General features: G+C 73.3%; 15 protein-coding genes. 5 read left to right on the top strand and 10 right to left on the bottom strand.

All coding sequences use genetic code 11. The features are described from left to right. Positions 1-2: 2 nt before the first annotated feature. Complete coding sequence (locus Q0195_RS04170; protein WP_299274972.1) at positions 3-260, bottom strand: WhiB family transcriptional regulator; 258 nt, start codon at positions 258-260, stop codon at positions 3-5. A 271-nt stretch (positions 261-531) separates the two neighbouring features. Next, positions 532-3,636, bottom strand: coding sequence for a glycoside hydrolase family 3 C-terminal domain-containing protein (locus Q0195_RS04165; protein ID WP_299274970.1), 3,105 nt, complete (start codon positions 3,634-3,636; stop codon positions 532-534). A 276-nt stretch (positions 3,637-3,912) separates the two neighbouring features. On the opposite strand from Q0195_RS04165, the gene Q0195_RS04160 reads away from it, so the two are divergent. Continuing rightward, positions 3,913-4,785, top strand: coding sequence for a TIGR03089 family protein (locus tag Q0195_RS04160; RefSeq protein WP_299274969.1), 873 nt, complete (start codon positions 3,913-3,915; stop codon positions 4,783-4,785). Further along, the gene (locus Q0195_RS04155) at positions 4,779-5,585 is read left to right on the top strand and encodes a glycosyltransferase family A protein (protein ID WP_299274967.1); all 807 of its coding nucleotides are present in this window, start codon (positions 4,779-4,781) and stop codon (positions 5,583-5,585) included. The genes Q0195_RS04160 and Q0195_RS04155 overlap by 7 nt, the downstream gene beginning before the upstream one ends. On the opposite strand, the gene Q0195_RS04150 is transcribed toward Q0195_RS04155, so the two are convergent. From Q0195_RS04150 to wecB, 7 genes are all read right to left on the bottom strand, one after another. Continuing rightward, complete coding sequence (locus Q0195_RS04150) at positions 5,578-6,714, bottom strand: hypothetical protein (RefSeq protein WP_299274966.1); 1,137 nt, start codon at positions 6,712-6,714, stop codon at positions 5,578-5,580. The two genes, Q0195_RS04155 and Q0195_RS04150, sit on opposite strands and share 8 nt — an antisense overlap. Before the next feature lie 90 nt (positions 6,715-6,804). Beyond that, entirely contained in the window at positions 6,805-8,385 is a 1,581-nt protein-coding gene (locus Q0195_RS04145) for a ThuA domain-containing protein (protein WP_299274955.1), read from the bottom strand. A gap of 267 nt (positions 8,386-8,652) precedes the next feature. Further along, complete coding sequence (locus Q0195_RS04140; protein WP_299274952.1) at positions 8,653-9,771, bottom strand: glycosyltransferase; 1,119 nt, start codon at positions 9,769-9,771, stop codon at positions 8,653-8,655. Further along, the gene (locus Q0195_RS04135; RefSeq protein ID WP_366518074.1) at positions 9,768-10,865 is read right to left on the bottom strand and encodes an ATP-binding cassette domain-containing protein; all 1,098 of its coding nucleotides are present in this window, start codon (positions 10,863-10,865) and stop codon (positions 9,768-9,770) included. Before Q0195_RS04135 ends, Q0195_RS04140 begins: the two co-directional genes overlap by 4 nt. Next, positions 10,852-11,706, bottom strand: a complete 855-nt coding sequence (locus tag Q0195_RS04130) for an ABC transporter permease (protein WP_299274950.1) — start codon at positions 11,704-11,706, stop codon at positions 10,852-10,854. The genes Q0195_RS04135 and Q0195_RS04130 overlap by 14 nt, the downstream gene beginning before the upstream one ends. A gap of 35 nt (positions 11,707-11,741) precedes the next feature. Next, the gene (locus tag Q0195_RS04125) at positions 11,742-13,004 is read right to left on the bottom strand and encodes a nucleotide sugar dehydrogenase (RefSeq protein ID WP_299274947.1); all 1,263 of its coding nucleotides are present in this window, start codon (positions 13,002-13,004) and stop codon (positions 11,742-11,744) included. A 194-nt stretch (positions 13,005-13,198) separates the two neighbouring features. Beyond that, a complete protein-coding gene (gene wecB / locus Q0195_RS04120; protein ID WP_299274944.1) occupies positions 13,199-14,272 on the bottom strand; it encodes a UDP-N-acetylglucosamine 2-epimerase (non-hydrolyzing) in 1,074 nt (357 codons plus the stop codon). Positions 14,273-14,349: 77 nt separating this feature from the next. Between wecB and Q0195_RS04115 the strand changes: the two genes are divergently transcribed. The 3 genes from Q0195_RS04115 to Q0195_RS04105 all read left to right on the top strand — a co-directional run bounded on the left by Q0195_RS04115 (position 14,350) and on the right by Q0195_RS04105 (position 20,870). After that, a complete protein-coding gene (locus Q0195_RS04115; RefSeq protein WP_299274941.1) occupies positions 14,350-16,134 on the top strand; it encodes a glycosyltransferase family 4 protein in 1,785 nt (594 codons plus the stop codon). Between the two features lie 111 nt (positions 16,135-16,245). Continuing rightward, positions 16,246-19,398 (top strand): glycosyltransferase, encoded by a 3,153-nt coding sequence (locus tag Q0195_RS04110; protein WP_299274938.1) that lies wholly within the window; start codon positions 16,246-16,248, stop codon positions 19,396-19,398. Beyond that, positions 19,395-20,870, top strand: a complete 1,476-nt coding sequence (locus Q0195_RS04105) for a glycosyltransferase family A protein (RefSeq protein ID WP_299274936.1) — start codon at positions 19,395-19,397, stop codon at positions 20,868-20,870. The genes Q0195_RS04110 and Q0195_RS04105 overlap by 4 nt, the downstream gene beginning before the upstream one ends. On the opposite strand, the gene Q0195_RS04100 is transcribed toward Q0195_RS04105, so the two are convergent. Continuing rightward, positions 20,857-23,130: a glycosyltransferase family 2 protein gene (locus Q0195_RS04100; RefSeq protein WP_299274933.1), complete on the bottom strand. Its 2,274-nt coding sequence runs from the start codon at positions 23,128-23,130 to the stop codon at positions 20,857-20,859. The genes Q0195_RS04105 and Q0195_RS04100 overlap by 14 nt on opposite strands. Positions 23,131-23,133 lie beyond the last annotated feature (3 nt).

The raw sequence follows: 23,133 nt of genomic DNA, 5'->3' as shown, positions 1-23,133 counted from the left end.
CATCAGACAGCCCGGCGCTTGAGCTTGCGGCGCTCCCGTTCCGACAGGCCGCCCCAGATCCCGAACCGCTCGTCGTTGGCGAGCGCGTACTCCAGGCACTCGACGCGCACCTCGCACGCGGTGCACACCCGCTTGGCCTCCCGCGTGGAGCCACCCTTCTCCGGGAAGAAGGCCTCCGGGTCGGTCTGGGCGCACAGCGCCCGCTCCTGCCAGCCGAGGACGCCCTCGTCGGGGAGGGCGTCCAGGGCGTACAGTCCCACCTGCGGCGCCTCTGCGGGAACTCCAGTGTTCAGCGGGCCATCACCGAGAATGTTCCACACTGCTCTTCCCCTCTTCGCCGGACGTCTACCTGAATTACACGCGTGTCATCCTCCCCAGTCAAGCGGAACGGTGCTATGAGGGGAGGTTCCCCACACGTGTTGTCACATACGCCACACGCGTCACGCCCCGCGGGCGCTCCGGCGGACAGGGTCGGGGCCCTGCACCCGGTGTGGTGCAGGGCCCCGACCGTGTTGCTCAGATGGGCTGGGGTCAGCCCTCCTGGGCGGCGGCCACGGTGGCCGGGGTACGGCGCACCCCGACGGTGTCGGTGCCGTTGCCGTCCCAGTCACCGATGTAGACCTCATCGGTCGCCCGCCCGTAGAGCATGACCACATCGGCCGGACCGCCACGCAGGCTGTTCTTCACGTGGTACTCCTTGCCCCGGCGCACCAGGAACGAGTCACGCCCGTTGCCGTCCCAGTCACCGGCGTAGACCAGGTCACCGGCCTTGCCGTACATGAACACCACATCGGCATCCCCACCACGCAGGCTGTTCTTCACGTGGTAGGTCTTGCCCCGACGCACCGCGAAGGTGTCCCGGCCGTCACCGTTCCAGTCACCGACCAGGATGTCGTCCTCCGCCCGGCCGTAGTGGATCACCCGGTCGGCATCCCCACCACGCAGGCTGTTCTTCACGTGGTAGGTCTTGCCCCGACGCACCGCCAGAGTGTCGACGCCGTCACCGTCCCAGTCACCGACCAGCACCACGTCATCGGCACGCCCGTACATGAACACCGACTCCGCCGGCCCACCACGCGGATGGTTGTTCACGAAGTACGTCTTGCCCCGACGCACCGTGATCGAATCCCTCCCATCACCATTCCAGTCACCGACCAACACCTCATCGGTGTGCCGCCCATACATGAACGCATAGTCAGCATCCCCACCACCCCAACTGTTCGTCAGGAAGAACCCGAACCGCTGCGGCGGCGCCGGCGGCGCAGGGATCTGGACGTCGGTCTCGAGCGGGGTGCTGGCGGACGAGCCACCCACGTGCACCGTGTAGGTGCCCTCCGGGGTCACCCACTCCCCGGCCGCCCACTGCGTGATGTCGTCCGGGTTCTCCGGCGCGAAGTAGGAGAGCGGGTGGTTCGCGGCGCCGGCGTCGAGGGTCACGGTGACCGTCTCGCTCGCGCCGGGCTCGAGGTACGGCTTGTCGAAGCCCACGAGCCTCTTGGAGGGCTCGTCGGCTTCCTCCGGCAGTGTGAGGTAGACCTGGGCCGCCTCCGCGCCGGCCATGTCCCCGGTGTTGGTCACCGTGAAGGAGACCTCGAGCACGGGCTCACCGCCGTCGTTCACTGCGACGCTCACGGCGAGGTCGGAGTACTCGAACGTCGTGTAGGACAGGCCGTGGCCGAACGGGAACTGCGGGGCGATGTTGTGCGCCTCGAACCAGCGATCCCCCATCTCCAGGCCCTCGATGTAGCGCGCGACCCGCTGGTCGAAGACGTGGTCCTCGGGGTCGAAGCCGGGACCACCGGGCAGCCCGGTGTCCTCCCGCCCTCCCGGCCACTGGGTCTGCCGGGTGTAGGCGGCCTCGCGGGGAGCTTTGCCCCACGTCACGGGCGTCTTGCCCGAGGGGTTGACCCGCCCGTAGAGGATGTTGGCGACGGCGAGACCGTCCTCCTGGCCCGGGTACCAGGCCGCGACGATGGCGGGCACCCGGTTCACCCAGGGCAGGAGCGCCATGCCCGAGGTCTTGAGCACGACGATGGTGTTGTCGTTCTGCCCGATGACGGCGTCGATGAGCTCCTCCTGGTCGACGCGCTCGGACGGGGAGTCGTCCGTGCCGGGCTCGGGGACCACCGGGAAGCCGAGCGTGGTCTTGTCCGCGGTCTCGCGCGGGTCGTCGCCGACCATGAGGATGACGACGTCGGCGTCGGCGGCGGCGTCGGCCGCCTCCTCCAGGTCCGTGCCGTCGTAGTAGGTGACGTTCGAGTCGCCCCCCAGCTCGTCGATGACGGTCTCCAGCCCCTCCTGCGGGCTGATCGTGTACTGGGTGAAGACGTGGGCGTTCTCCGAGCGGCTGGAGCGGGGTGCCATCTTGGCGTCGGCGGTGTACCACTCGTGCCCGATGAGGGCGATCTCGCCCTCGTCGCCGTCCAGCGGGAGGATGTTCTCCGTGTCGTCGCCGGCGGGCTCGTTGCGCAGCAGCGTGATGCCGGCCTCGGCGATCCGCCGGGCCACCTCACCGTTCTCGCGGTAGAAGGCCTCGTCGCCGAGGAGGATGCCGCCGGCCTCCTGACCCTCCTCACCCGGGAGCACCTCGACGAACTCGTCGAAGGGCTCGTCCATCAGCCCGAACTCGAACATCTTCGTGTACCGGGGGTGGAGGAGCGCGTCGATGTCCGACTCGTCGATCTCACCGGCGTCGAGCGCCTCGCCGATGAGCTCCTCGGTGTACCACTCCGGGCCGAAGTCGAGCTCCACGCCGTTGCCGGCGAGGATGGCCTCGGCCGTGCTGTGGGTGGCGCGCCGGTCGCTCATGATCCAGCCGTCGAAGCCCCATTCGTCGTACAGCGTGTCCCGCAGGAGCTGGTCGTTCTCGCAGGCCCAGTCCCCGTTGAGGTGGGGGAAGGCGCACATGATGGAGGCGACGTCGCCGTCCTTGATGGCCATCTCGAAGGGGAGCAGGTAGAGCTCGTGCATCGCCCGGGAGGGGATGCGCGAGGCGGTGGTCCACCGCTCGGTCTCCTGCTCGTTGCGGGCGAAGTGCTTGAGCTGGACGTGGACGCCCTGGTCCTGGGCCCCCCGGATCTGCTCCACGGCGAGCGCCCCGGAGAGGAACGGGTCCTCGCTGAAGTACTCGTAGTTGCGGCCGCCGTACGGGTGGCGGACGAGGTTCGTCGCCGGGCCGAGGAGCACCTGGTGGGCGAAGAGCCGCGCCTCCTCACCGAGGATGGTGCCGTACTCGTAGTTGAGCTCGCGGTCGAAGGTCGCGGCGGCCGCCGTGGTCGACGGGACACCGGTGGCCAGCGGGTTCTGGCAGGAGCCGCCGCGGATGCCGGTGCCGCCGTTGGTCATCCGGAAGGTCGGGATGCCGAGCTCCGGGATCCCGACGATGGTGCGCTGGGCGAACTCCAGGACGCACTCCTCGAGCTCCGGGTCCTCCTCGATCTCGCGGATCGCGATCTGCTGGATCTTCTGCTCGAGACTCATCACCTCGAGCAGCATCGTCGCCCGCTGCTCGGGCGGCAGGTCCGGGTCGTGCCACGGCAGGTGGTCGGCGGCGGCCGGTGCCGCCAGCATCCCGACGCCCAGCGTGACCGCCAGCGCGGGGTACAGGGTCCACCTGAGCCCTTTGTGCTTTGTCATCATCGACTCCATCGGTTGGTCACGCGGAACGTGTCTCACGCTCCGTGGTCATGGCGCGGACAGATCCCCTTCCGGTCCGGAGGCGACGCCGAGGCGCCCGGGGGGGTGCCGCGTGCCGTCGTCGGCGGCGGCTCCAGGCGTCGCGAACCTCCCCGTGTGACACAGGTCACGAGTTCCCCCCACGCCGGTGGCAGTACCGCCGCACGCAGTGCGCGCAAGACGGGGGCGAGCGCACCGACTCCCGCGCCGGCGCCGGGTCCGACTACGCTCGTGCCCATGAGCATCGCGACCAGGGTGCTCGACCTCCTCACCGGGGACGAGCCCAACCAGCCCCGCCTGACCTGGTACGGCCCAGCGGACGAGCGCGTCGAGCTCTCCGGGCGGGTCCTGGCGAACTGGGTCACCAAGGCCACCAACCTCCTGGTCGAGGAGGGCGAGGTGGAGCCGGGGACCCGCGTCCTCCTCGACATCCCGGTGCACTGGCGCGCCCTGGTCTGGGCGATGGCGACGTGGTGTGCCGGCGGCGAGCTCGTGCTGCCCGAGGAGGACTCCTTCGACGAGGACGCCGCCCTCGACGACGACCCCTACGAGCCGGACGCCGTCGACGACGTCGACGACGGCGACGAGGCCGAGGAGCTCGAGGAGGAGGACGAGGGCTCGAGCTTCATCGCCGACGAGACCGCCGAGGAGCCCGACATCGCGGTGACGTCGCGCCCGGCCGGTGCCCCGAGCGCCGGCCTCGTGCTCGTCGTCGCCCTGCCGGCGCTCGCCACCCAGGTCGACGAGCCGATCCCGGAGGGGGCGCTCGACGCAGCCGCGGCGCTGCTGGGCCACGGGGACCACCTCGGCTTCGTCCAGGAGCCGGCCGACACCGACGCCGCACTGTCCGGGCCCGAGGTGGCCGGCTCGGCCGGCGGCCCGGTGACCTACGGCGAGCTCGCCCAGTGGTGCCGGGACCAGACCCCTGCCTCCCACCGCGACGAGCCGCAGCCGCGGGTGCTCTGCTGCCCCCGCAACCACGTGGAGATGCTCGCGCACGCAGTCGCCGCCTGGCGCAGCGGCGGCTCGCTCGTCCTGCTCGGTGAGGACGTCGACGCCGGCCGCTTCGACGAGATCGAGGCGGCCGAGCGGGCCGTCGTCCGGTGCTGACCCGCCCGGGCGCGGGAGCGGACGGCACGCCCCTCGTCTCGGTCATCATGCCCATGCACGACGCGGAGCCCTTCGTGGCGGCGTCGATCCGCTCGGTCCAGGCACAGACCGTGCCCGACTGGGAGCTGCTCGTCGTGGACGACTCCTCCACCGACGCGTCGGTGACGGTCGCCCGCGGTGCCGCGGAGGCGGACAGCCGGATCCGGGTGCTGTGCAACGACGGCGCCCGCGGGGCGGGACCCACCCGCAACGTCGGCATCGCCGCGGCCCGCGGCCGGTACATCGCCTTCCTCGACAGCGACGACCTGTGGCTGCCGACCAAGCTGGAGCGGCAGCTGGCGCTGTTCGAGGTGACCGGGGCACCGCTGGTCTACAGCGCCTACTACAAGATCGACCCCGACTTCGCCGGGGACGCGGTGGACTTCGTGCCCAACGGGCGAGTGGTCCGGGCCCCGGACCGGCTGACCTATCGCGACATGCTGCGCCAGGACTACATCGGCTTCCTCACCGCCGTCTACGACACGGCGGTGCTCGGCAAGCGGACCCTGCCGTCCATCCAGCGGCGGCAGGACTACGCGATGAAGCTCGCCATCCTGCGTGAGGGGTACGTCGCGCGGGGACTCTCCGAGCCGCTGGCCCTCTACCGGGCGGGCCGGCCCGGCTCGCTCTCCGCCAACAAGCTCGTCGTGGCGCGGTACAACTGGCACATCTACCGGCACGTCGAGGCGCTCCCGCTGCCCCGGGCGGTGTGGGCCTTCGCGAACTACGCGGTGCGGTCGGGCCTGAAGTTCCTCATCTAGCGGCGACGGTGTCGTCGTCCGCGACGGCGTCGTCGTCGGCCGGGGCGTCGTCCATCGCGCCGTCGTCCGTAGCGGCGGCGTCGCGGGCCGAGACGGCGGCGGCGACGGCCGCGTCGATCCGCGCCTGGACGCGTGCGGCCGCCCGGCGGCGGGCCCGGACGACGAGGACCGCCGTGGCGACGAGGAGCGCGAGCAGGAGGAGCTGCGGCCACGGCACGGTCCACACCTGGAAGGTCACCGTGCTCGGGAGGAGTGCGGCGTCAACGTCGTCCTCGCCGACCACGCCGGGGCTGGCGACGAGCTCACCCGCGGCGCGGAAGAGCGGCCAGACCTCGGTGATGTGTACGGTGCCGGAGGCGGCCTGGCCGGGGAGCACCTCGCGGTGCTCGCCGGTCGCGCTGCCTCCCCCGGCGCCGAACGGACCGGTGACAGTGGCGGCCACGTCCGCGCCCACGCGGACGTTGCCCGTGTTCTCCACGGTGTAGTCGACGGTGACGGTGCCGGGTGCGAAGGGGTTCCACGACGGGGACCAGCGGGCCTCGACGGTGGGGCTGAGCTCGGCGACGACATCGCCGGCCACCCGCAGGTGCAGCCGGACCCCGACCCGCGAGCTCACCTGCAGGCTCGCCGCACCGCCCTGGACGAGCTCGGCGACGACACCGGCCGGGTGGTCGCCCGGAGTGGCGTCGGCGGGCACGGTGATCTCCAGGGGGACACGCGTGCTCGAGGACGCGGGGACCTCCACGACGATCCCGCCGCCCGGGCGGGGCGTGGCGCCCTCGACCTCGCCGATCTCCACCCAGGCGCCGCCGTCCGACGGTGCGGTCTCGGCGGGCAGGATGTCGAAGTTCCCCTCGTCGTCGACGAGGCCGTCGCCGGCGTACACGGCGAAGGTGGCGTCGTGGGCGCTGAGGTTGGACACGACGACGGCGTCGGAGACCGACTCCCCGGGCTCGATCTCGTGGCGGATGGAGACGCGTCCCGCCGCGTCGTCGTCGGTGGCGGGCTCCAGCGCCCAGGTCGTGCCGGCGGCGACATCCTCGCCGCCGGTGGTGGCCAGGGCCGCGGACGCGGGCAGGGCGCCGACCACGAACGCGGCGGCGACCAGAAGACGGAGAAGGCGGAGCACGGGCATCCTCGCAGCGTTCCAGGGAGCGGGAGGCAGGCGGGTGGGCCGGAGCCCACCCGCCTGCCGACGGTCGGTCCTGCTGTGCCGGTGTCAGTCCACCGGGAACAGCGAGACGGTCACCCGTGCACTGTAGTCACCCTCGGCGGTCCCCACGGGGGCGTCGAGGACGAGCTTGGCGTCCAGCTCCGTCGTACCGCGCCGTCCGTCCGCGTCGGCCGCGGCCAGGCGGGACGGCGTGGACAGGCCGGTGCCGCCGTCGAGCGCGGTGACCGAGGCGTCCCCGGCGCTGACACCGGCGCGCGGGGTCAGGACCCGCGGGACCCAGCCGAGGTGGTCGGCCGTGATCTCGCCGGCGTCGGAGGCGAAGTCGGAGGACTGGCCGGAGACGGCCCAGCCACCGTTCCCGGCCTGGTGGACGTTGCGCGAGTCCGTGACGGTCAGCGTCGGCAGGTCGCCGCTGTAGCGCCAGCGGTCCGGCCGGTCGCCGTCCTGGGTGAGCTCGACGCCGTCGCCGTAGTCCCCGACGGTCAGGGTGAGGACCCCCGGCTTGTCCACGATGGAGACCTCCACCGGGATGCCGTCGGCGTCGCTCGGGCCACCGCTGTCGGACAGCTCGCGCTGCCAGACGATGAGGTCGCCGATCTTGCCCTCGAGGCCGTCGACGCCGAGGTCGGCGGCGCGGGTGCGGGCCTGGAGCAGCGCGGCCACCGCGCCGTCATGGTCACCGTTGTCCGCCGCCTGCTGGGCGTCGGTCAGCAGAGCCGACACGGCCGCCTTGGCGGCACCGTCGGGAGCGTCGTCGAGGATGCCCCGGACCTCGGGGAAGGTGACACAGTCACCGCCGCCGGAGACGAGCCCGGCGGTCCACTCGATGCCGGCCAGCACGTGGGCGAGCCACAGCGGGTCGGACCAGGAGACGTCGGTGTGGCCGGCGCCGCTGTACCACGAGCGTCCACCCTCGAAGTTGTGGCACCACGCGATGGGGTGGTCCTCCCCCATCCGCCCGTTGCCCGGGTTGTAGGTGGACTCGTCCAGCGTCATGAGGACGTGGACGTCCGGGCGCGGGTTGACGGTGTAGTTGTACCACTCGTCGAAGCGCGACCACTCGGCGGGGAGCATCGCCGTCGAGGGGTGGGCGCCGTTCTCCACGCGCATCGTGGCCTGCTGCTGCGCCGGGTGGTTGCGGAAGCGGGCACCGCCACCGGTGAGCTGGCTGTACCAGGGCACGGCGTGCATCGTGTCGGTGGCGGCGTGCAGCCCGACGAAGCCACCGCCCGAGCGGATGTAGCCCTGGAGGGCGGCGAGCTCGGTGTCGTCGAGCAGCCTGGGCCGGGCCGGGTCCATGTTGTTGGTGCCGTCGACCGGCGAGTTGAAGATGATCGTAGCGTACTTCGAGAGGTCCTCGGCCGACGTGAACGGGGTGGACTCCAGCGTGAGGGCGGGCTGCTGGGGGTCCCAGACGTCGACCTCGAACCCGTGCTGCTCGCCGAGCTCGATGATGGCGTTGGTCGTGTGGGGGATGTGGGAGTGGCGGAAGCCGAGGGTCTTCCCGACGATCAGGACGTGGTAGTCGTCGGCCTCGTCCGCCGCTGCAGAGGGAGCGAGCACGCCCGCTCCCAGGGCGACGGCAGCGGCCAGGACCGCTGCCCGTACTCGTGTGACTTGCTTCATCGCAGGCCTTCCATGACGGAGGGGATGCCGTGGCACGAGGCACATCATTATGTTTCGCGCTACGACATATTGCGCTTGTCACGATACTGACGGCGCACTTGACGTGTCAATGGATTGCGGCGGGGTTGCGCGCGCCCGGCGGCGCGGGCCTGACGGGTACGCGACATGCCGTGACGCGTCGCCGCGGCAAGGCCACAGGCTTGCGGTGCGCCGGACCGGCGTCAGCTCAGGTCTGGGCGGGGTCCCGGCCCGCCGGGCCGGGACAGGTCAGCGGGCGGCGACGGCGTCGAGCGCGGCGACGAAGTCGCCGCTGACGGTCGTCCAGTCGTACCGCTCGCGCGCGGCGCGGTGGCCGGCCGCACCGAGGGCGGCGGCGCGTTCGGGGTCGCGGCGCAGGTCGAGCACGGCGTCGGCCGCGGCGCCGGCGTCCTCGAACGGGACGACGACGCCGGAGCCCGCGCTGGTGACGACGTCCCGGGCCAGGGGCAGCGGGGTGGTCACGACGGGCACGCCGTGGGCCATGTACTCCAGCACCTTGGTGGGCATGCTGTGGCGGTAGTTGGGCAGGTCCCGCAGGAGGGACAGGCCGGCCAGGGCGCCGGTGAGCATCTCCCGGGCACGGTCGTTGGGCACGAAGCCGTGCCAGTGCAGGTCGCCCCGCTCGTGGGCCGCCCGCACCACCGGCTCGGCGGGACCGTGGGCGGGCCCGAGGACGTGGGTGGTGAGGGCGCCGTCCGTGCGCTCGCGCAGCAGGCGGGCGGTGGCGGCGATCTCCTCCGCGCCGCGCTCGAGGGTGATGCTGCCGAGGTAGACCACCCGGTCGGGCGCGGGCGGGGCGACGGTCGCGGGCACCGGCACGGTGTTGGGGACGACGACGTGCTCCCGGGCGAACCGGTCCCGGTAGCCGTACTCGGCGAGGAGGAGGGTGAGGTGGCGCTCCGCCCAGCCCTCGGCCCGGCGGACGACCGCCGCGGCGGTCCGCTGCGCCGGCGCGGGCAGCCACGGTTTGGCCAGCACGGCTGCGGCGGTGTCCTCGTGCACGTCCCACACGGTGTGCCCGCGGAGCCGCCGGGGCACGGCGAGGAGCAGCTCGGGGTCGTGGAGGAGGACGACGTCGTGCCGCGGCCCGAGCCTGCCCAGCACCTGCCGGGCCGCGAGGAGGGCACGCCCCCGGCGCCGGCCCCGTGCCCGCGGCACGTCGGTGCACCGCAGCCGGCCGGCGCCGGTGCGGAGCGGAGCGGGCACGGTGAGCCCGTACCCGGTGAACGGGGCGGCGTAGGTGACGTCCCACCCGGCCTCGAGCAGCGCCGGGACCTGCCGGTGACGGATGCGGGCGTCCTGCGGGTGGTGGACGACGGTGACCACCAGGACCGACCGGCGCGTCATCGCGGCGCGTTCTCCCGGGGCTTGGTGTCGCGGCCGCCGGCCGGCGGCTCCCCGTCGGGCGGGGTGGTGGTGGGCTGCGCTGCGGACGGGGGCTCCGCCGCAGGAGCGTTCCGGCCCGCGGGCTGCGGCCTCGTCGGGTCGGCAGGCTCGGGGTCAGCGGCACGTGCGGGCTGCTCCGCCGGCGTGGGCTCGGCGGCGGGAGCGGACGTCTCCGCCGGGGTGGAGTCGCCCCCGGACGCCGGTGCGGGAGCCGGTGCGGGCTTGGGGGCCGGCTTCTTCGCCGCGGGCTTCTTGGCCGCCGGCTTCTTCTTCGTCGACGACTTGCGGGCGCGCTGGTAGGCGTCGCAGACCTCGTCGGCCGGGCCGTCCATGACCAGCCGCCCGCCCTCGAGCCAGAGCGCCCGGTCGCACATGGCGCGGATGGTGGCGTCGCTGTGGCTGACGAGGAACACCGTGCCGGCGGCCTCGCGGATCTCGGCCACCCGCTGCTTGCTGCGCGCCTGGAACTCGGCGTCGCCGGTGGCCAGCGCCTCGTCGATCATGAGGATGTCGGGTACCGCCGCGGTGGAGATGGCGAACCGCAGGCGCGCGGCCATGCCGGAGGAGTACGCCTTCATGGGCAGGTCGATGTAGTCCTCGACCCCGGCGAAGGAGACGATCTCGTCCATCTTCTCGCGCACCTGCCTGGGGGTGAGCCCCAGCGCCTGGCCGCCGATCATGACGTTGCGCTCACCGCTCAGCTCGCTCATGAGCACGGCGTTGACGCCGAGCAGCGCCGGGCGGCCCGCGGTGTACACCTCGCCGCGCGTGGGCGGGATGAGGCCGGCGAGGGCACGCAGCAGGGTGCTCTTGCCCGAGCCGTTGCGTCCGACGATGCCGATCGACTCGCCGTGGTAGGCGACGAAGGAGACGTCCTTGACGGCGTGCACCTCCCGGACACCGCCGATCGCGCCCTTGCCGCGCAGCAGCCGGCCGAGCCGCGCGTTGCCGGGGGCGCCGCTGACGGTGCCCACCTTCTTCGCGCCGTAGACGCGGTAGACGACGTCGACGTGCGAGGCGATGAGCGAGGGGCGGCGCTCGTCAGTTGCGGCCATAGGTCGCCTCTGCCTGCCAGAAGAAGAGTGTCCCGAACACCGGCAGGATGATCGCCCATCCGAGCGCGACAAGCCAGGCGGTGGGGTTGTACGCCGTCTCCGCGAGCAGCGCCTGCCGGGCGATGTCGAGGACGAGCGCGAACGGCTGGTAGAGCATGAGCGTTCCCAGGACGCCCTGGCCGGCGTAGGCGGCGATGCTGAAGAACACCCCGGAGACGTACCGCAGCAGCCGGACCGCGAGCGGGACGAGGTTGCGCAGGTCGCGCGAGCTGTGGACCACCCGCGCGACGATCATCGCGATGCCGGCGTTGATGAGGAAGGTCAGCACCATGGCGACCGGGAAGAGCAGCCACCGCACGGTGATGGGCTCCCCGGTGACCAGGACGAGGACGAGGATGACCGCGATCGTCGGCAGGAAGGCGATGAGCTCGGTGAGCGCCACCGACAGGGGCAGCACGATGCGCGGGAACCGCAGCGACCGGACGAGGCTGAGGTTCCCGGAGATCGCCTTGGAGGCCGAGGTCATGGTGCCGGCGCTGTACATGAACAGCAGCAGCCCGATGACGAGGAACGCGGCGTAGTTGGTCGTCCCCCGGTCGGTGCCGAGGAGCAGACCGAAGATGACGTAGTAGGCGGCCGCGAGCAGCAGCGGGTTGAGCACGGCCCACAGCTGGCCGAGGTAGTTGTCCTGGTGGCGCGCGTAGGACTGCGCCGAGGACAGCGTCCACATGAACCGGCGCTGCTGCCAGGTCTCCCTGAGGTACCTGCCCAGCGGCGGACGGACCCCGCTGCGCTCGAGCCCGTACTTCGCGGCGAGCCGCGCCGCCTCCTCCGGCGACATCGGGGAGTCACCCCCCTGAGCCGCAGCGGGAGCAGTCACAGACGCTGCACCGTCGGGCTGTCGCTCGCCACACCCCGCGTGTCGAAGAACCGCCTGGCCCCCTTGGCCAGCTCGTCGACGTCGTACTCGCGGTGGTGCTGCAGGAGGATGACGAGGTCGGCGTCGGCCACGGCCTGCGCGAGGTCGGCAACCCGCTCCTGGGAGCTGCCGTTGGTCTGCCAGGTCTGCACGTGCGGGTCGTGGAAGAGGACCTCGGCGCCCTTGTCGCGCAGGTGCTTGGCCACCGGCACGGCCGGCGACTCACGCTGGTCGGCGATGTTCGGCTTGTAGGTCACCCCGAGCAGCAGCACGGTGGCGCCCTTGAGGGACTTGCCGTCCTCGTTGAGGATGTCCTGCGCCCGGTGCACCACGTAGGCGGGCATCGTCGCGTTGATCTCCTGGGCCAGCTCGACGAACCGGAACGGGTAGCCCAGCCGTGCACGCACGTTGTAGGACAGGTAGTTCGGGTCGATCGGGATGCAGTGCCCGCCCACGCCCGGGCCGGGGTAGAAGGCCTGGAAGCCGAAGGGCTTGGTCCGGGCGGCGGCGATGACGTCCCACAGGTCGATGTCCAGCTCGTGGCAGAACCGGGCCATCTCGTTGACCAGCGCGATGTTGATGTGCCGGTAGGTGTTCTCCAGCAGCTTGGCCATCTCCGCCTCGCGCGGGCCCTTGGTCCGCACGACGGTGTCGACCACCTTGCCGTAGAACGCGGCGGCGGCCTCGGTGGACTCCGGCGTCACGCCGCCGACGACCTTGGGGGTGTTCTTCGCCCCGAAGACCTCGTTGCCCGGGTCGATCCGCTCCGGGGAGAACGCCAGGTGGAAGTCCTTCCCCGCCTTCAGGCCACCGGACTCCAGGATCGGCTGGACGACCTCCTCGGTGGTGCCCGGGTAGGTGGTGGACTCCAGCACCACGAGCTGACCGGGGCGCAGGTGACGGGAGATGTCGGTGACCGCGGCGCGCACGGCCCCCAGGTCCGGTCCACCGTCCTCCGCCAGCGGCGTGGGCACACAGATGACGATGGTCTCGGCCTCGCCGAGCACCGAGGAGTCGGTGGTGGCGCGGAACCCGCGCTCGACGAGCTCGGCCACCTGGGCGTCGGAGAGGTCGTCGATGTGCGAGACACCGCTGTTGAGGCCCTCGACCACGCGCTCGCTCACGTCGTACCCGCGCACGGACATCCCGGCGTGGACGGCCTCGTACACCAGCGGCAGGCCCACATAGCCCAACCCGACCACGGCAAGGTCCACGGTCATGTACAACTCCCAGTCGTCTCGTGCGTCGTCCGGAGCGAACCCGCCGCCCGCACCGCGGCACATCGGGGGTCCCCTGTGCCGATCTGCGCAAGCATCGTACACGCGCGGCATCGCCCGGCGCGGGCGCCCTGGGCGCCGGGGCCGTGGTTGTCGTCACGTCGGTGGGCCCCGGTCGGTGGCCCACCGGCAGGTGCTCAGAGCGTGGCGGCGACGACGTCCGCGATGCGCTCGCCGGCCCGGCCGTCCCACAGCGGGGGCACCGGCCAGGTCTCCAGCGGCCCCCGGGCGAGGGTCTGCGCGACCTCGGCTGCCAGGTTCTCCCGGGTGACGAGCCGGTTCGTGCCGTGGGTGATGGTCACCGGCCGCTCGGTGTTGGGCCGCAGGGTGAGGCACGGGATCCCGAGGATGGTCGTCTCCTCCTGGACGCCTCCGGAGTCGGTGACGACGGCGCGGGCCCCGCGGACCAGCCCCATGAACTCGATGTACCCGAGCGGGTCGACGACGTGGATGGCGCGGTGGTCGACGAGCCCGGCGGCGTAGAGCCGCTCCCTGCCCCGCGGGTGGAGCGGGATGACCACGGGGACCTGGTCCGCGACCCGGTGCATGGCCTGGACGAGCTCGACGACGTCCGACTGCCGGTCGACGTTGCCCGGCCGGTGGAGCGTGGCCACGACGTACGCCCCGTCGAGACCGAGCTCCTCGGGCAGCGCCGTGGCGAACTTGTCCATGGTGCCCAGCAGCGTGTCGATCATCGGGTTGCCGACGAGGTGGATCTTGCGCGGGTCCACCCCCTCGTTGCCGAGGTGGGCGACGGCGTCGGCGCTCGTGGCGAAGAGCAGGTCGGAGAGGCGGTCGGTGACGAGGCGGTTGATCTCCTCGGGCATCGACATGTCGAAGCTGCGCAGCCCCGCCTCGACGTGGGCGACGCGGATGCCGAGCTTGCTGGCGACGAGCGCGGCGGCGACGGTGGAGTTGACGTCGCCGTAGACGACGACGAGCGCGGGCCGCCGCTCCTCGAAGAGCGGCTCGAGCGCGGTCATGATCGCGGCCGTCTGGGCGCCGTGGCTGCCCGAGCCGACGCCGAGGTCGACGTCCGGCTCCGGGATGCCGAGCTGGCGGAAGAAGATCTCCGACATCTTCTCGTCGTAGTGCTGGCCGGTGTGGACGAGCAGCTGGGGGACCTCGCGGTCGGCGAGGGCGGCGAGCACCGGCGCGCACTTGGGGAAGTTCGGGCGGGCGCCGGTGACGTGCAGGACCAGCGGACTCATGGGACACCCTTCGTGAGACTCCGTGCGCAGCGGGCCGGACGGCAGCCCGTACCCGCGCCAGGGTATCCTCACGACCCATGGCCTCTGCTCCGGCACCCGGCGAGGACGCCGCCCGCCCGGTGGCAGGGGCGGACGTCCTGGTCGAGGGCGCGCTGCGCCAGCTGCGCGACCTGCACCGCCGCCTGGAACGGGAGACGCTGCGCAGCGAGCGCCGCCGCCCGTTCTCCGTGAAGCTGCGACGTGGGTGGCGTCGGGCCCGGCGCGAGGGAGGCAGGCTCCACCGCTACCCGCGGGCCTTCCTGCGCGGCTACCGCGCCGTCCGCCGCAACCAGGTGGTCGACGCCGACCGGCGGCTCGTGCAAGAGCTCGTGGGCACGCGACGCTACGCCGAGGCAGCCGCCCTGGGCGCCGCGCTGCTGCCCCAGATGGCGGGCGACGTCGAGTTCATGACACCCGTGCGGGAGGCGTTCTCCAAGACCGGGTCCCTCAGCTGGCTGCTCGCCGCGGTCCGGGCACAGCGGGAGGTCGCCGACACCCCCGCACTGGAACGGCAGGAGGGACGGCTCGTCGGGCGGCTGCGCGAGCTGGACCGGACCTGGCTGCCCGTCCTGCCGGCCCAGGCCCCGGTGGCCCCCGAGCCGGGCCGGGTGCTGCACCTGCTCAAGGCCTCGATGCCCTACCGTCAGAGCGGCTACACCATGCGCAGCCAGTATGTCATCGAGAGCCAGCGGGCCGTCGGGCTGGACCCGGTGGCGGTCACCGCGCTCGGGTTCCCGGAGGACGAGACGCCGCCGCGCACGGAGGTGGTGGACGGCACCACCTACCACCGGCTGCCCGCGCCGCAGGACGTCCTCACCGGCCGCCCCGACGTCTACCTGGAGCGCTACGCCGCCGCCGTCGCCGAGCGGATGGGTGAGATCCGCCCGTCGGTCATCCACGCGCACTCCGGTCACCGCGGGTACGAGCCCGCCGTCGTCGCGCTGGCCCTGCGGCAGGCCTTCGGGACCCCGGTGGTGTACGAGGTCCGCGGCTTCTTCGAGTCGCTGTGGACGGCCGACCGGCGGTGGGACGAGCGGGGGGAGGTGTACGCCCGGCGCACCGCCCGTGAGACGTGGTGCATGCTCCAGGCGGACGCTGTCGTCACGCTCTCCGAGTCGATGAAGGCGGACATCGTCGCGCGCGGGGTCCCCGCCGAGAAGGTCCGGGTCATCCCGAACGGCGTCAACACCGAGTACTTCCACCCCCGGGAGCGCTCCGCCGCGCTCGTCGACCGATGGGGCCTGGGTGACCGGTTCGTCTTCGGGTACGTGAGCAACCTCGACCACCGCCGCGAGGGCCAGGAGCTCCTCATCGACGCGGCCCTGGGGCTGCGGGCGCGCGGCATCCCCGCCGTGGCGATGGTCATCGGCGACGGCCGGCGCCGGCGAGCGCTCGAGCAGCTCGCGCAGACCAAGGGCGCCGGCGATGCGGTGATCTTCACCGGCAAGGTGCCGCACGCGGAGGTCCTGGACTACTACCGGCTCCTCGACGTCTTCGTCGTCCCCCGCTTCGACGAGCGCGCCGCGCGCCTCGTCACCCCGCTCAAGCCCTTCGAGGCGATGGCCGCGCAGGTGCCCGTCGTCGTCTCCGACCTGCCGGCGCTGCAGGAGATCACCGGCGACGGCGCCCGCGGCCGCTCCTTCCGCACCGGTGACGCCGAGGCGTTGACGGACGTGCTGACCGACCTCCACGCCGACCCGGCCGCACGGGCCGAGCTCGGTCGCCGGGGCCGGGAGTGGGTGGTGGCCGAACGCCAGTGGCGGCACAACGGGGAGCGGTACGCCGAGCTCTACACCCGGCTCGCGGCGACCGCGCGCCGCTGAGGCGGCCACCGCGCAGCGGCCGAGCCCGCCCGACGCAGCGGCACCTGGACCCCCGCCGGGTACAGTCGTGCCGACCGTCTGCCACCACCTGTCCTGCCCGGAGGTCCGTACGTGCGGCTGAAGAGCCTGGTCCGCCGAATCCCACCGATCGCCCGGCGCGACGCCCAGCTGGTGGAGCTCAGACGGCAGAACCGGGCGCTGCAGCGGGAGGTGTCCCGGCTCGGCGGACGTGTGCCGAAGGCCGGCAACCCGGCACCGGACGACACCGACTACGGCCGCCTCGCCGACCAGGTCGCGCTGGTGCGTGCGAGCGGGCTGTTCGACGAGGCCTGGTACCGCGAGCAGGTGCCCGACGCCGCCGACCCGCTGACCCACTACCTCACCACCGGGCACCGCGAGGGCCGCTCCCCGCACCCGTGCTTCGACGCCGACTGGTACGTCGGTCAGCCGCGGACGCCGGACACCCTGCGCGGACCGGCCCTGGTGCACTACCTCCGGGCCGGGGCCGCCGACCGGGTCTCCCCCCACCCGGGGTTCCGGGCGGACCACTACGCCAAGGAGCACCCGGAGAGCCTGCGCCACCCCGGCGGCCCGCTCGGGCACTTCCTCGCCGGCCACGAGGCCCCGCCCGCCGCCGTCCACAACCTCGCCCACCTCACCTCCCCCGCCACCTTCCTCGCGGCGGCCCGGAAGACGTCCCGCAGCATCCTCGCCACCCGCGGGTACGAGCACCTGCCCCGGGAGCGTCCCGACCACGACGCCGAGGCGGAGCGTGCCCTCAAGGCCGAGCTCCGGCAGGTCCCGCTCGGCGACGAGCCGCTCGTCAGCGTCGTCCTGCCGACGAAGGACCGGGCCGCCGTGCTGCCCGACGCCGTCCGCTCGGTGCTCGCCCAGACCTACCGGCGGTGGGAGCTCATCGTCGTGGACGACGGGAGCCGGGACGAGACACCGGAGGTGCTCGCCCGGTTCACCGACGACCCGCGCGTGCGGGTCGTCACCCACGAGACGAACCGCGGGGTCGCCGCGGCGCGCAACTCCGGCCTGGCGGCGGCGACCGGGGAGTACGTCGCCTACCTCGACTCCGACAACACGTGGGAGCCGGACTTCCTCGAGCTCATGGTGCGCTTCGTCCGCCGCGGGGGGCACCGGGTCGCCTACGCCATGTCCGCGCTGGAGGAGCAGGGCGGGCAGGGCCGCCGCCGCTACCGCGGGATGCCGTACTCGCGGGAGGCGCTGCTCGAGCGCAACTACATCGACTGCATCGTCGTCCTCCACGAGCGCGCCCTGCTCACCGAGGTCGGCGGGTTCGACGAGTCGCTGCGGCGCAACGTCGACTGGGACTTCCTCATCCGCCTCTCCGCCGTCACCGACTTCGCCTACGCCCCGTTCATCGCCACCCGCTACGACCTGTGGGAGACCGGCACCGACCGGATCACCACCGACGAGCTCGCCAGCTACCGCTACCTCATCCGCCAGCGCAGCCTCGTGGACTGGGAGCGTGCCCGTCAGGAGCCGCGCGAGGAGGGGCTGACCTCCGTGGTCCTCGTCGCCAACTCCGACGTCGCGACCGTCGTCGGGACGGTGCGGCGGCTGCTGCGCACCGCCACCGGCCGGGTGGAGGTACTCGTGGTCGACAGCCGGCTGGAGGCCGGTGAGGCCACCCGGCTGCAGCTCACGCTGTGGTCCGAGCCTCGCGCCCGGGTGCTGCGACTGAGCCAGGAGCTGCCGATGGAGGTGGCCCGGAACGTCGGTGCCTGCGCCACCCGGGGCGAGAGCCTCGTCTTCCTCCCCGACGCACTCTCCCCGGAGCCCGGCTGGGACGCCCCGCTCGTGGCGGCGCTGACGGAGTACGGCGCGGTGCAGCCGCTCGTCCTGCGCCGCGACGGCACGGTCTGGTCGGCCGGTGTCATGCGCACCCGCGACGGCTTCGCGGTGCCGCTCCACGCCGGCCTGCCCGGCGACGCCCCCGAGGTGCGGGCGACCCGTGCGGTCCCCGGGGCCGCTGCGCTGGCGCTGGCGGTGCGTGCCTCCGACCACCTCGCCGTCGCGGGCTTCGACCCGCTCGTCGTCCAGGACCACCTCGGCCCCGAGCTGTCGCTGCGTCTGGCCGCGCACACCGGGCGCCCCAGCGGCGTCGTCGGGCAGAGCGTCGTCGCCCTCATGACCGACGACCTGCCCACCACCCGCGGCTCGAAGTGGGTCTCCACCGCGGACAACGAGCACCGCCTGGCCCAGCTGTGGACCACCGCGCCGGAGCCCGACCTCGCCGGCTTCGCGATCGCCGGGTTCACCCGCGGCCCCGACGAGCGGCTCCGCGCCCTGCTCGTGCACGAGCGCCGCGAACGGCCGCTGCGCTGGGCGATCAAGATCGGCGCGCCGGACGCCCCGCGCCGCGGCCGCTGGGGCGACTGGCACTTCGCCGTGGCGCTGCGTGACTCCCTCGAACGGCTCGGGCACGAGGTCACCATCGACTGCCGCGACGCGTGGTACCGCGACACCGCCCACCTCGACGACGTCACCCTCGTCCTGCGCGGCCGCGGCCCGTACCGGGTGAACCCCGCCCACGTCAACGTCATCTGGGTGATCAGCCACCCGGACGAGGTCACCGTCTCCGAGCTGCGCGAGTACGACGCCGTCTTCGGGGCCTCGCCGCGCTGGTGCGAGCGGGTGAGCCGCCGCCTCGACGAGCCGGCCGCCCCCCTCCTCCAGTGCACCGACCACCGCCGCTTCCGGCCCGGGCCGCCCGACCCGGACCGGGCGCACGAGGTCCTCGCCGTGGCCAACGCCCGCGGGGTGCGCCCCGCCGTCGCCGCCGCGCTCGAGGGCGGGATCGTCCCGGCCGTCTACGGCTACCGCTGGAAGGGGCTGCTCCCACCCGGCGCGTGGAAGGGGGAGAACATCCCCAACGACGAGCTGCCCGCCGTCTACCGTGCGGCCGGCGTGGTCCTCAACGACCACTGGGAGGACATGCGCCGCGACGGCCTGCTGTCCAACCGGCTCTTCGACCTGGCCGCCTGCGAGGCCCGCATGGTCAGCGACCACCTGCCCGAGATCGCCGAGGTCTTCGGGGACGCCGTCCCCACCTACCGCGACCCCGCCGAGCTGCCGGACCTCGTCCGCGAGGTCCTCGCCGACACCCCCGAGCGGCAGGAGGCCCGCCGCAGGCTCGGCGAGCTCGTGCGCCGCGAGCACACCTTCGACGCCCGGGCCCGCCAGATCTCCGAGCGGGTGACCGCGCTGGTGCGTCAGGAGCAGCCGGCATGAGGCAGCACACCGTCCCCGGCCAGCGGTGGCCCGACCTGCCCGTCCCCGCGCTCGGGGAGTGGGAGCCGCAGCTGCGCCTGTGCGTCGTCATCCCGGCACGGGACTGCCAGCCCGAGCTCGACCGGACGCTGGCCGCACTGAGCCGGCAGACCTACCCGTCCGAGCTCACCGAGGTGGTCGTCGTCGACGACGCCTCCGCCGTACCGCTCACCGTCCCCCCGACGGCCCCGCCCAACACCCGGGTGCTGCGGGTGGAGGAGGCCCAGGAGCACGGCTCGGGCCGGGCCCGGGACCGCGGTGCCCGCAGCACCGACGCCCCGGTGGTGCTCTTCCTCGACGCCGACATGGTGGTGAGCGCCACGCACCTGGAGGCGCACGCCCGCTGGCACCACGTGACCCCGCACGCCGTGGTGCTGGGCCGCAAGCGCTTCGTGGACTTCGACGGCATCACGCCCGACGACGTCGCCCGCGCCGTCGCCGAGGACGCACTGCCCCGCCTGCTCGAGGGCCGCCGCAGCCGGCGGCACAGCTGGCAGGAGGAGTTCATCCGCCTGCAGCAGCGGCTGACCACCGACACCGACGACACGTTCATCGCCGTCGTCGGTGCCGACGTCTCGGTGGGGCGCGAGCTCTACCTGCGCTCCGGCGGCTTCGCCTCCCTCGGGCTGCGCGGCATCGTCGACACCGAGTTCGGCTACCGGGCGTTCACCTCGGGCGGGCTCATCATCCCGGACTGGGACACCGACGCCTACCACCAGGGGGCACGGAACTTCGCCGTCCGCGGCGACGAGATCAAGCGCGAGCGCACCGGGCTGGCCGCCAACCTCCTGCCCATCCCGATCTTCCGGCCGCAGAACGTGGGGCGGCAGTGGACGGTCCCCGAGGTCCAGGTGCTCCTGGAGACCGACGGCGCCGACCCCGAGGAGGTCCAGGTCACCATCGACAGCGTCCTCGCCTCGCAGCACACCGACCTGGCGGTCACGGTGCCCGGTGCCGAGAGCCTGCCGCGGTGGCTGCGGGACTACGTCGGCTCCGACGCCCGCGTGCGCCTCGTGGAGGAGCTTCCGGCCTCCGGCTTCCCCTCACCGGTGACCGTGCGGCTGAGCGCGGGCGTGGTGCTGGAGCGGGCCACGCTGGGCCGGGTGCTCACCCACCTGCGGGAGGGCGGGGGCGTGCGCACCGACGTCGCGCCGGGCCGCTCGCTCGTCGCGCAGACCACCCGGGCGATCCTGCGGCGCCGGCACGCCACCGACCCCGGAGCGCTGCCCGAGCCGACCCCGGTGCCCGCGGGGGCGCTCGGCGTCACCCCGGCGGTCTACCACGTCACCCGGCAGGGCATGATCGCGCTCGGCGAGGCCCCGCCCCGGCCCGCGAAGCAGCGCCCGGCCCCCAAGCCGGTGCCGTGGCGCACGCGGGTGCGCCGGCTCCTCGGGCGCGTGAAGCGTCGCGTGCTCCGGCTCAGCGGGCGCTGAGCGGACGCGCGGCCTGGGGTGTGCTCTCCCCCGCGCGCCAGACGAGCACGGTCCCGACGGGGTCGCCGCCGCGCCTCAGCACCGCCCGCCTCTCCCCGACCTCGGCGTGCACCCCGGGCGCGATGACGAGGCACAGTCGGCTGGTCGTCCCGACCGCGACCGCCCAGGTGCGCGTCGCGCGGGCCAGCCAGCGCTCCGCGGCGACCTCCCAGGGTTCCTCGCCCACCGCCCAGGCATCGGCGAGCTCCCGGATGCGTGCAGCATCCTCCTCCGCGCCACCGGCGTGGACGAGCCACAGCCGTGCGCCGCGCTCCCCGTCCGCCCGCTCCCGCAGGGGCCAGCCGTCGGCGACGAGGTCACCGCTCACGGTGAGCCCGTCGGTGACCACGACCTCGCCGGTGGCGTCGGCGGGGCCGGGTGACGGCGGCTCGGCGGCCGGGGCCGGCGGCCAGTCCTCGGTCCAGCGCGGCCGGGTGCCCAGCAACCGCTCCACGTAAACCTCGACCGACTCGCGAGCGTACTCACCGGCCGTCTCCGCGGCGGGGTCCCGCACGAGGGCGACGTCGTCGACGGTGAGCCGCACGTCGACCAGCGGCGGGAACTGCCCGACCCGCGGGTCGGCGACGACGACGAGACGGGCGCGGCGGTCGTCGTCGAGGTAGACCCGCTCCACGTCGCCCGCGTGGACGAGGTCGCGCACCGGCCGGGCCAGCGGCAGCTCCCGGCCCGGTGGGTCGACGAGCGTCTCGAGGTGGACCAGGCCCACCCGGCGGCCCTCCCGCACGAGGTCGCGCAACCGGTCCACGGTGCGCCCACGCACCCACCCCTCGCGCCAGTCGGCGACGACGACGACGTCGAGCGGCGGGCCCTGCGGCCCGTCCTGCGGGTGGCGCTCCCAGCGCCGGGGCGCCGGGAAGGGACGCGGCCCGTGCGGCAGGAGGAACATCGGCGCCGCGCGCCACTGCACTCTGCGGTGCCACTCGGAGTAGGACTCGACGTACTCCGAGCGCGCGGGGTGGCGCCAGCCGGGTGAGTAGTCCGACGCCGAGAGCGAGGAGGCGTCGGCCAGGAGGATGGTCAGCGCATGGTTGGAGACGTCGACGACCTTGCCGTCGAAGGCCGCCTCCACCCGCAGCGCGTACTCGTTGTCGGCGGCCTTGCGCACCGGGTCGAAGAACCCGACCCGGTTGACCACCGGGAAGGTACGGACCATGAGCGAGGAGGCGGCCTTGAACCGGCCGGCGTACCCCACCCGGCTGATCTCCATCTCCTCGGTGGCGCGCACCCCCATGCTGCGGGTGGCGACGAGCGTGGGGTCCGCGAGCATCGGACGCACCCCGAGCTCCAGCCGCTGCGGGTGGGCCCAGTCGTCGGAGTCGAGGCAGGTGAAGAAGTCGCCGGTGGCGAGCCGCAGCGCCGTGTTGCGCGCGCGGTACGTGCCGCCGTTGACCGCCTTGCGGATCACCCGCACCCGCGGGTCCATCCGCTCGACCTCCTCCAGGACGCCGGGCAGCGGCGCCGGGGAGGCGTCGTCGACGACGAAGAGCTCGAAGTTCTGCCAGGTCTGCTCGACCACCGACCGCACCGCGGTGAGGAGGTGGCGGTCGGGGTTGTAGCAGGAGATGACCACGGTGATGCGGTGCTCGTCGGTGACACGGTGGTCCCCGCTCGTGGTGAGCCGGTCGAAGGGGGTCTCGCCCTGCGGCAGCAGCCCGGCCTGGACGACGTCGGGACCGAACAGCCCGGTGTTGAGAGCGGCGAGCCAGCGCTGCTCGTCGCCCGCGTCCGGGCGGATCCACGGGTTGGCGAGGTCGGCGGCGGCCACCTTGGACACCCGTCCCGACACGGGGAGGGTCGCTGCGACGCGGTCGGCGAGGGGGAAGTCGCGCGCCTTGATCGCCAGCTGGAGGAGGAGGTTGGCATCGCCCGGCTGGACCTGCCCCGGGTGCTCCTCCAGCACCCAGCGCAGGAGGCCGAGAGCGGCCGCGCGGTCGGCCGGGTCCGCCGTCTGCAGCGCGACCACGCGGGCGTAGTCCATGACGCCCCGGGGGTCGAGCCGGGTGCCGGGTGCCTCGCCGCGGGCGTACCGGCGGCCGAGCTCCTCGAGCTCCTCCGCCCCGGCACGCCCTTCGCTCACCAGCGCCGCGAGCACGTCGCGCCCGCTGCGGGACTTCGTCCGGAGCAGCGCCCGGACGAGCTCGTCCTGCTGCTCCGCGGCCGCCGCCGCGTACGCGGCGACCACGTCGGGGAGAGGAGCCACCCC

It is taken from the genome of uncultured Georgenia sp. (assembly GCF_937958535.1).
Lineage (GTDB): Bacteria > Actinomycetota > Actinomycetes > Actinomycetales > Actinomycetaceae > Oceanitalea.
The sequence above is the reverse complement of the archived record's forward strand: the minus strand, read 5'-3'. Positions and strand labels throughout refer to the sequence as shown.

Excerpts from the sequence above, each read along its gene's own strand:
- Q0195_RS04160 (WP_299274969.1), top strand. The coding sequence starts at position 3,913 with ATGAGCATCGCGACCAGGGTGCTCGACCTCCTCACCGGGGACGAGCCC.
- Q0195_RS04165 (WP_299274970.1), bottom strand. The coding sequence starts at position 3,636 with ATGACAAAGCACAAAGGGCTCAGGTGGACCCTGTACCCCGCGCTGGCG.
- wecB (WP_299274944.1), bottom strand. The coding sequence starts at position 14,272 with ATGAGTCCGCTGGTCCTGCACGTCACCGGCGCCCGCCCGAACTTCCCC.
- Q0195_RS04145 (WP_299274955.1), bottom strand. The coding sequence starts at position 8,385 with ATGAAGCAAGTCACACGAGTACGGGCAGCGGTCCTGGCCGCTGCCGTC.
- Q0195_RS04140 (WP_299274952.1), bottom strand. The coding sequence starts at position 9,771 with ATGACGCGCCGGTCGGTCCTGGTGGTCACCGTCGTCCACCACCCGCAG.
- Q0195_RS04125 (WP_299274947.1), bottom strand. The coding sequence starts at position 13,004 with ATGACCGTGGACCTTGCCGTGGTCGGGTTGGGCTATGTGGGCCTGCCG.
- Q0195_RS04135 (WP_366518074.1), bottom strand. The coding sequence starts at position 10,865 with ATGGCCGCAACTGACGAGCGCCGCCCCTCGCTCATCGCCTCGCACGTC.
- Q0195_RS04130 (WP_299274950.1), bottom strand. The coding sequence starts at position 11,706 with ATGTCGCCGGAGGAGGCGGCGCGGCTCGCCGCGAAGTACGGGCTCGAG.
- Q0195_RS04115 (WP_299274941.1), top strand. The coding sequence starts at position 14,350 with ATGGCCTCTGCTCCGGCACCCGGCGAGGACGCCGCCCGCCCGGTGGCA.
- Q0195_RS04105 (WP_299274936.1), top strand. The coding sequence starts at position 19,395 with ATGAGGCAGCACACCGTCCCCGGCCAGCGGTGGCCCGACCTGCCCGTC.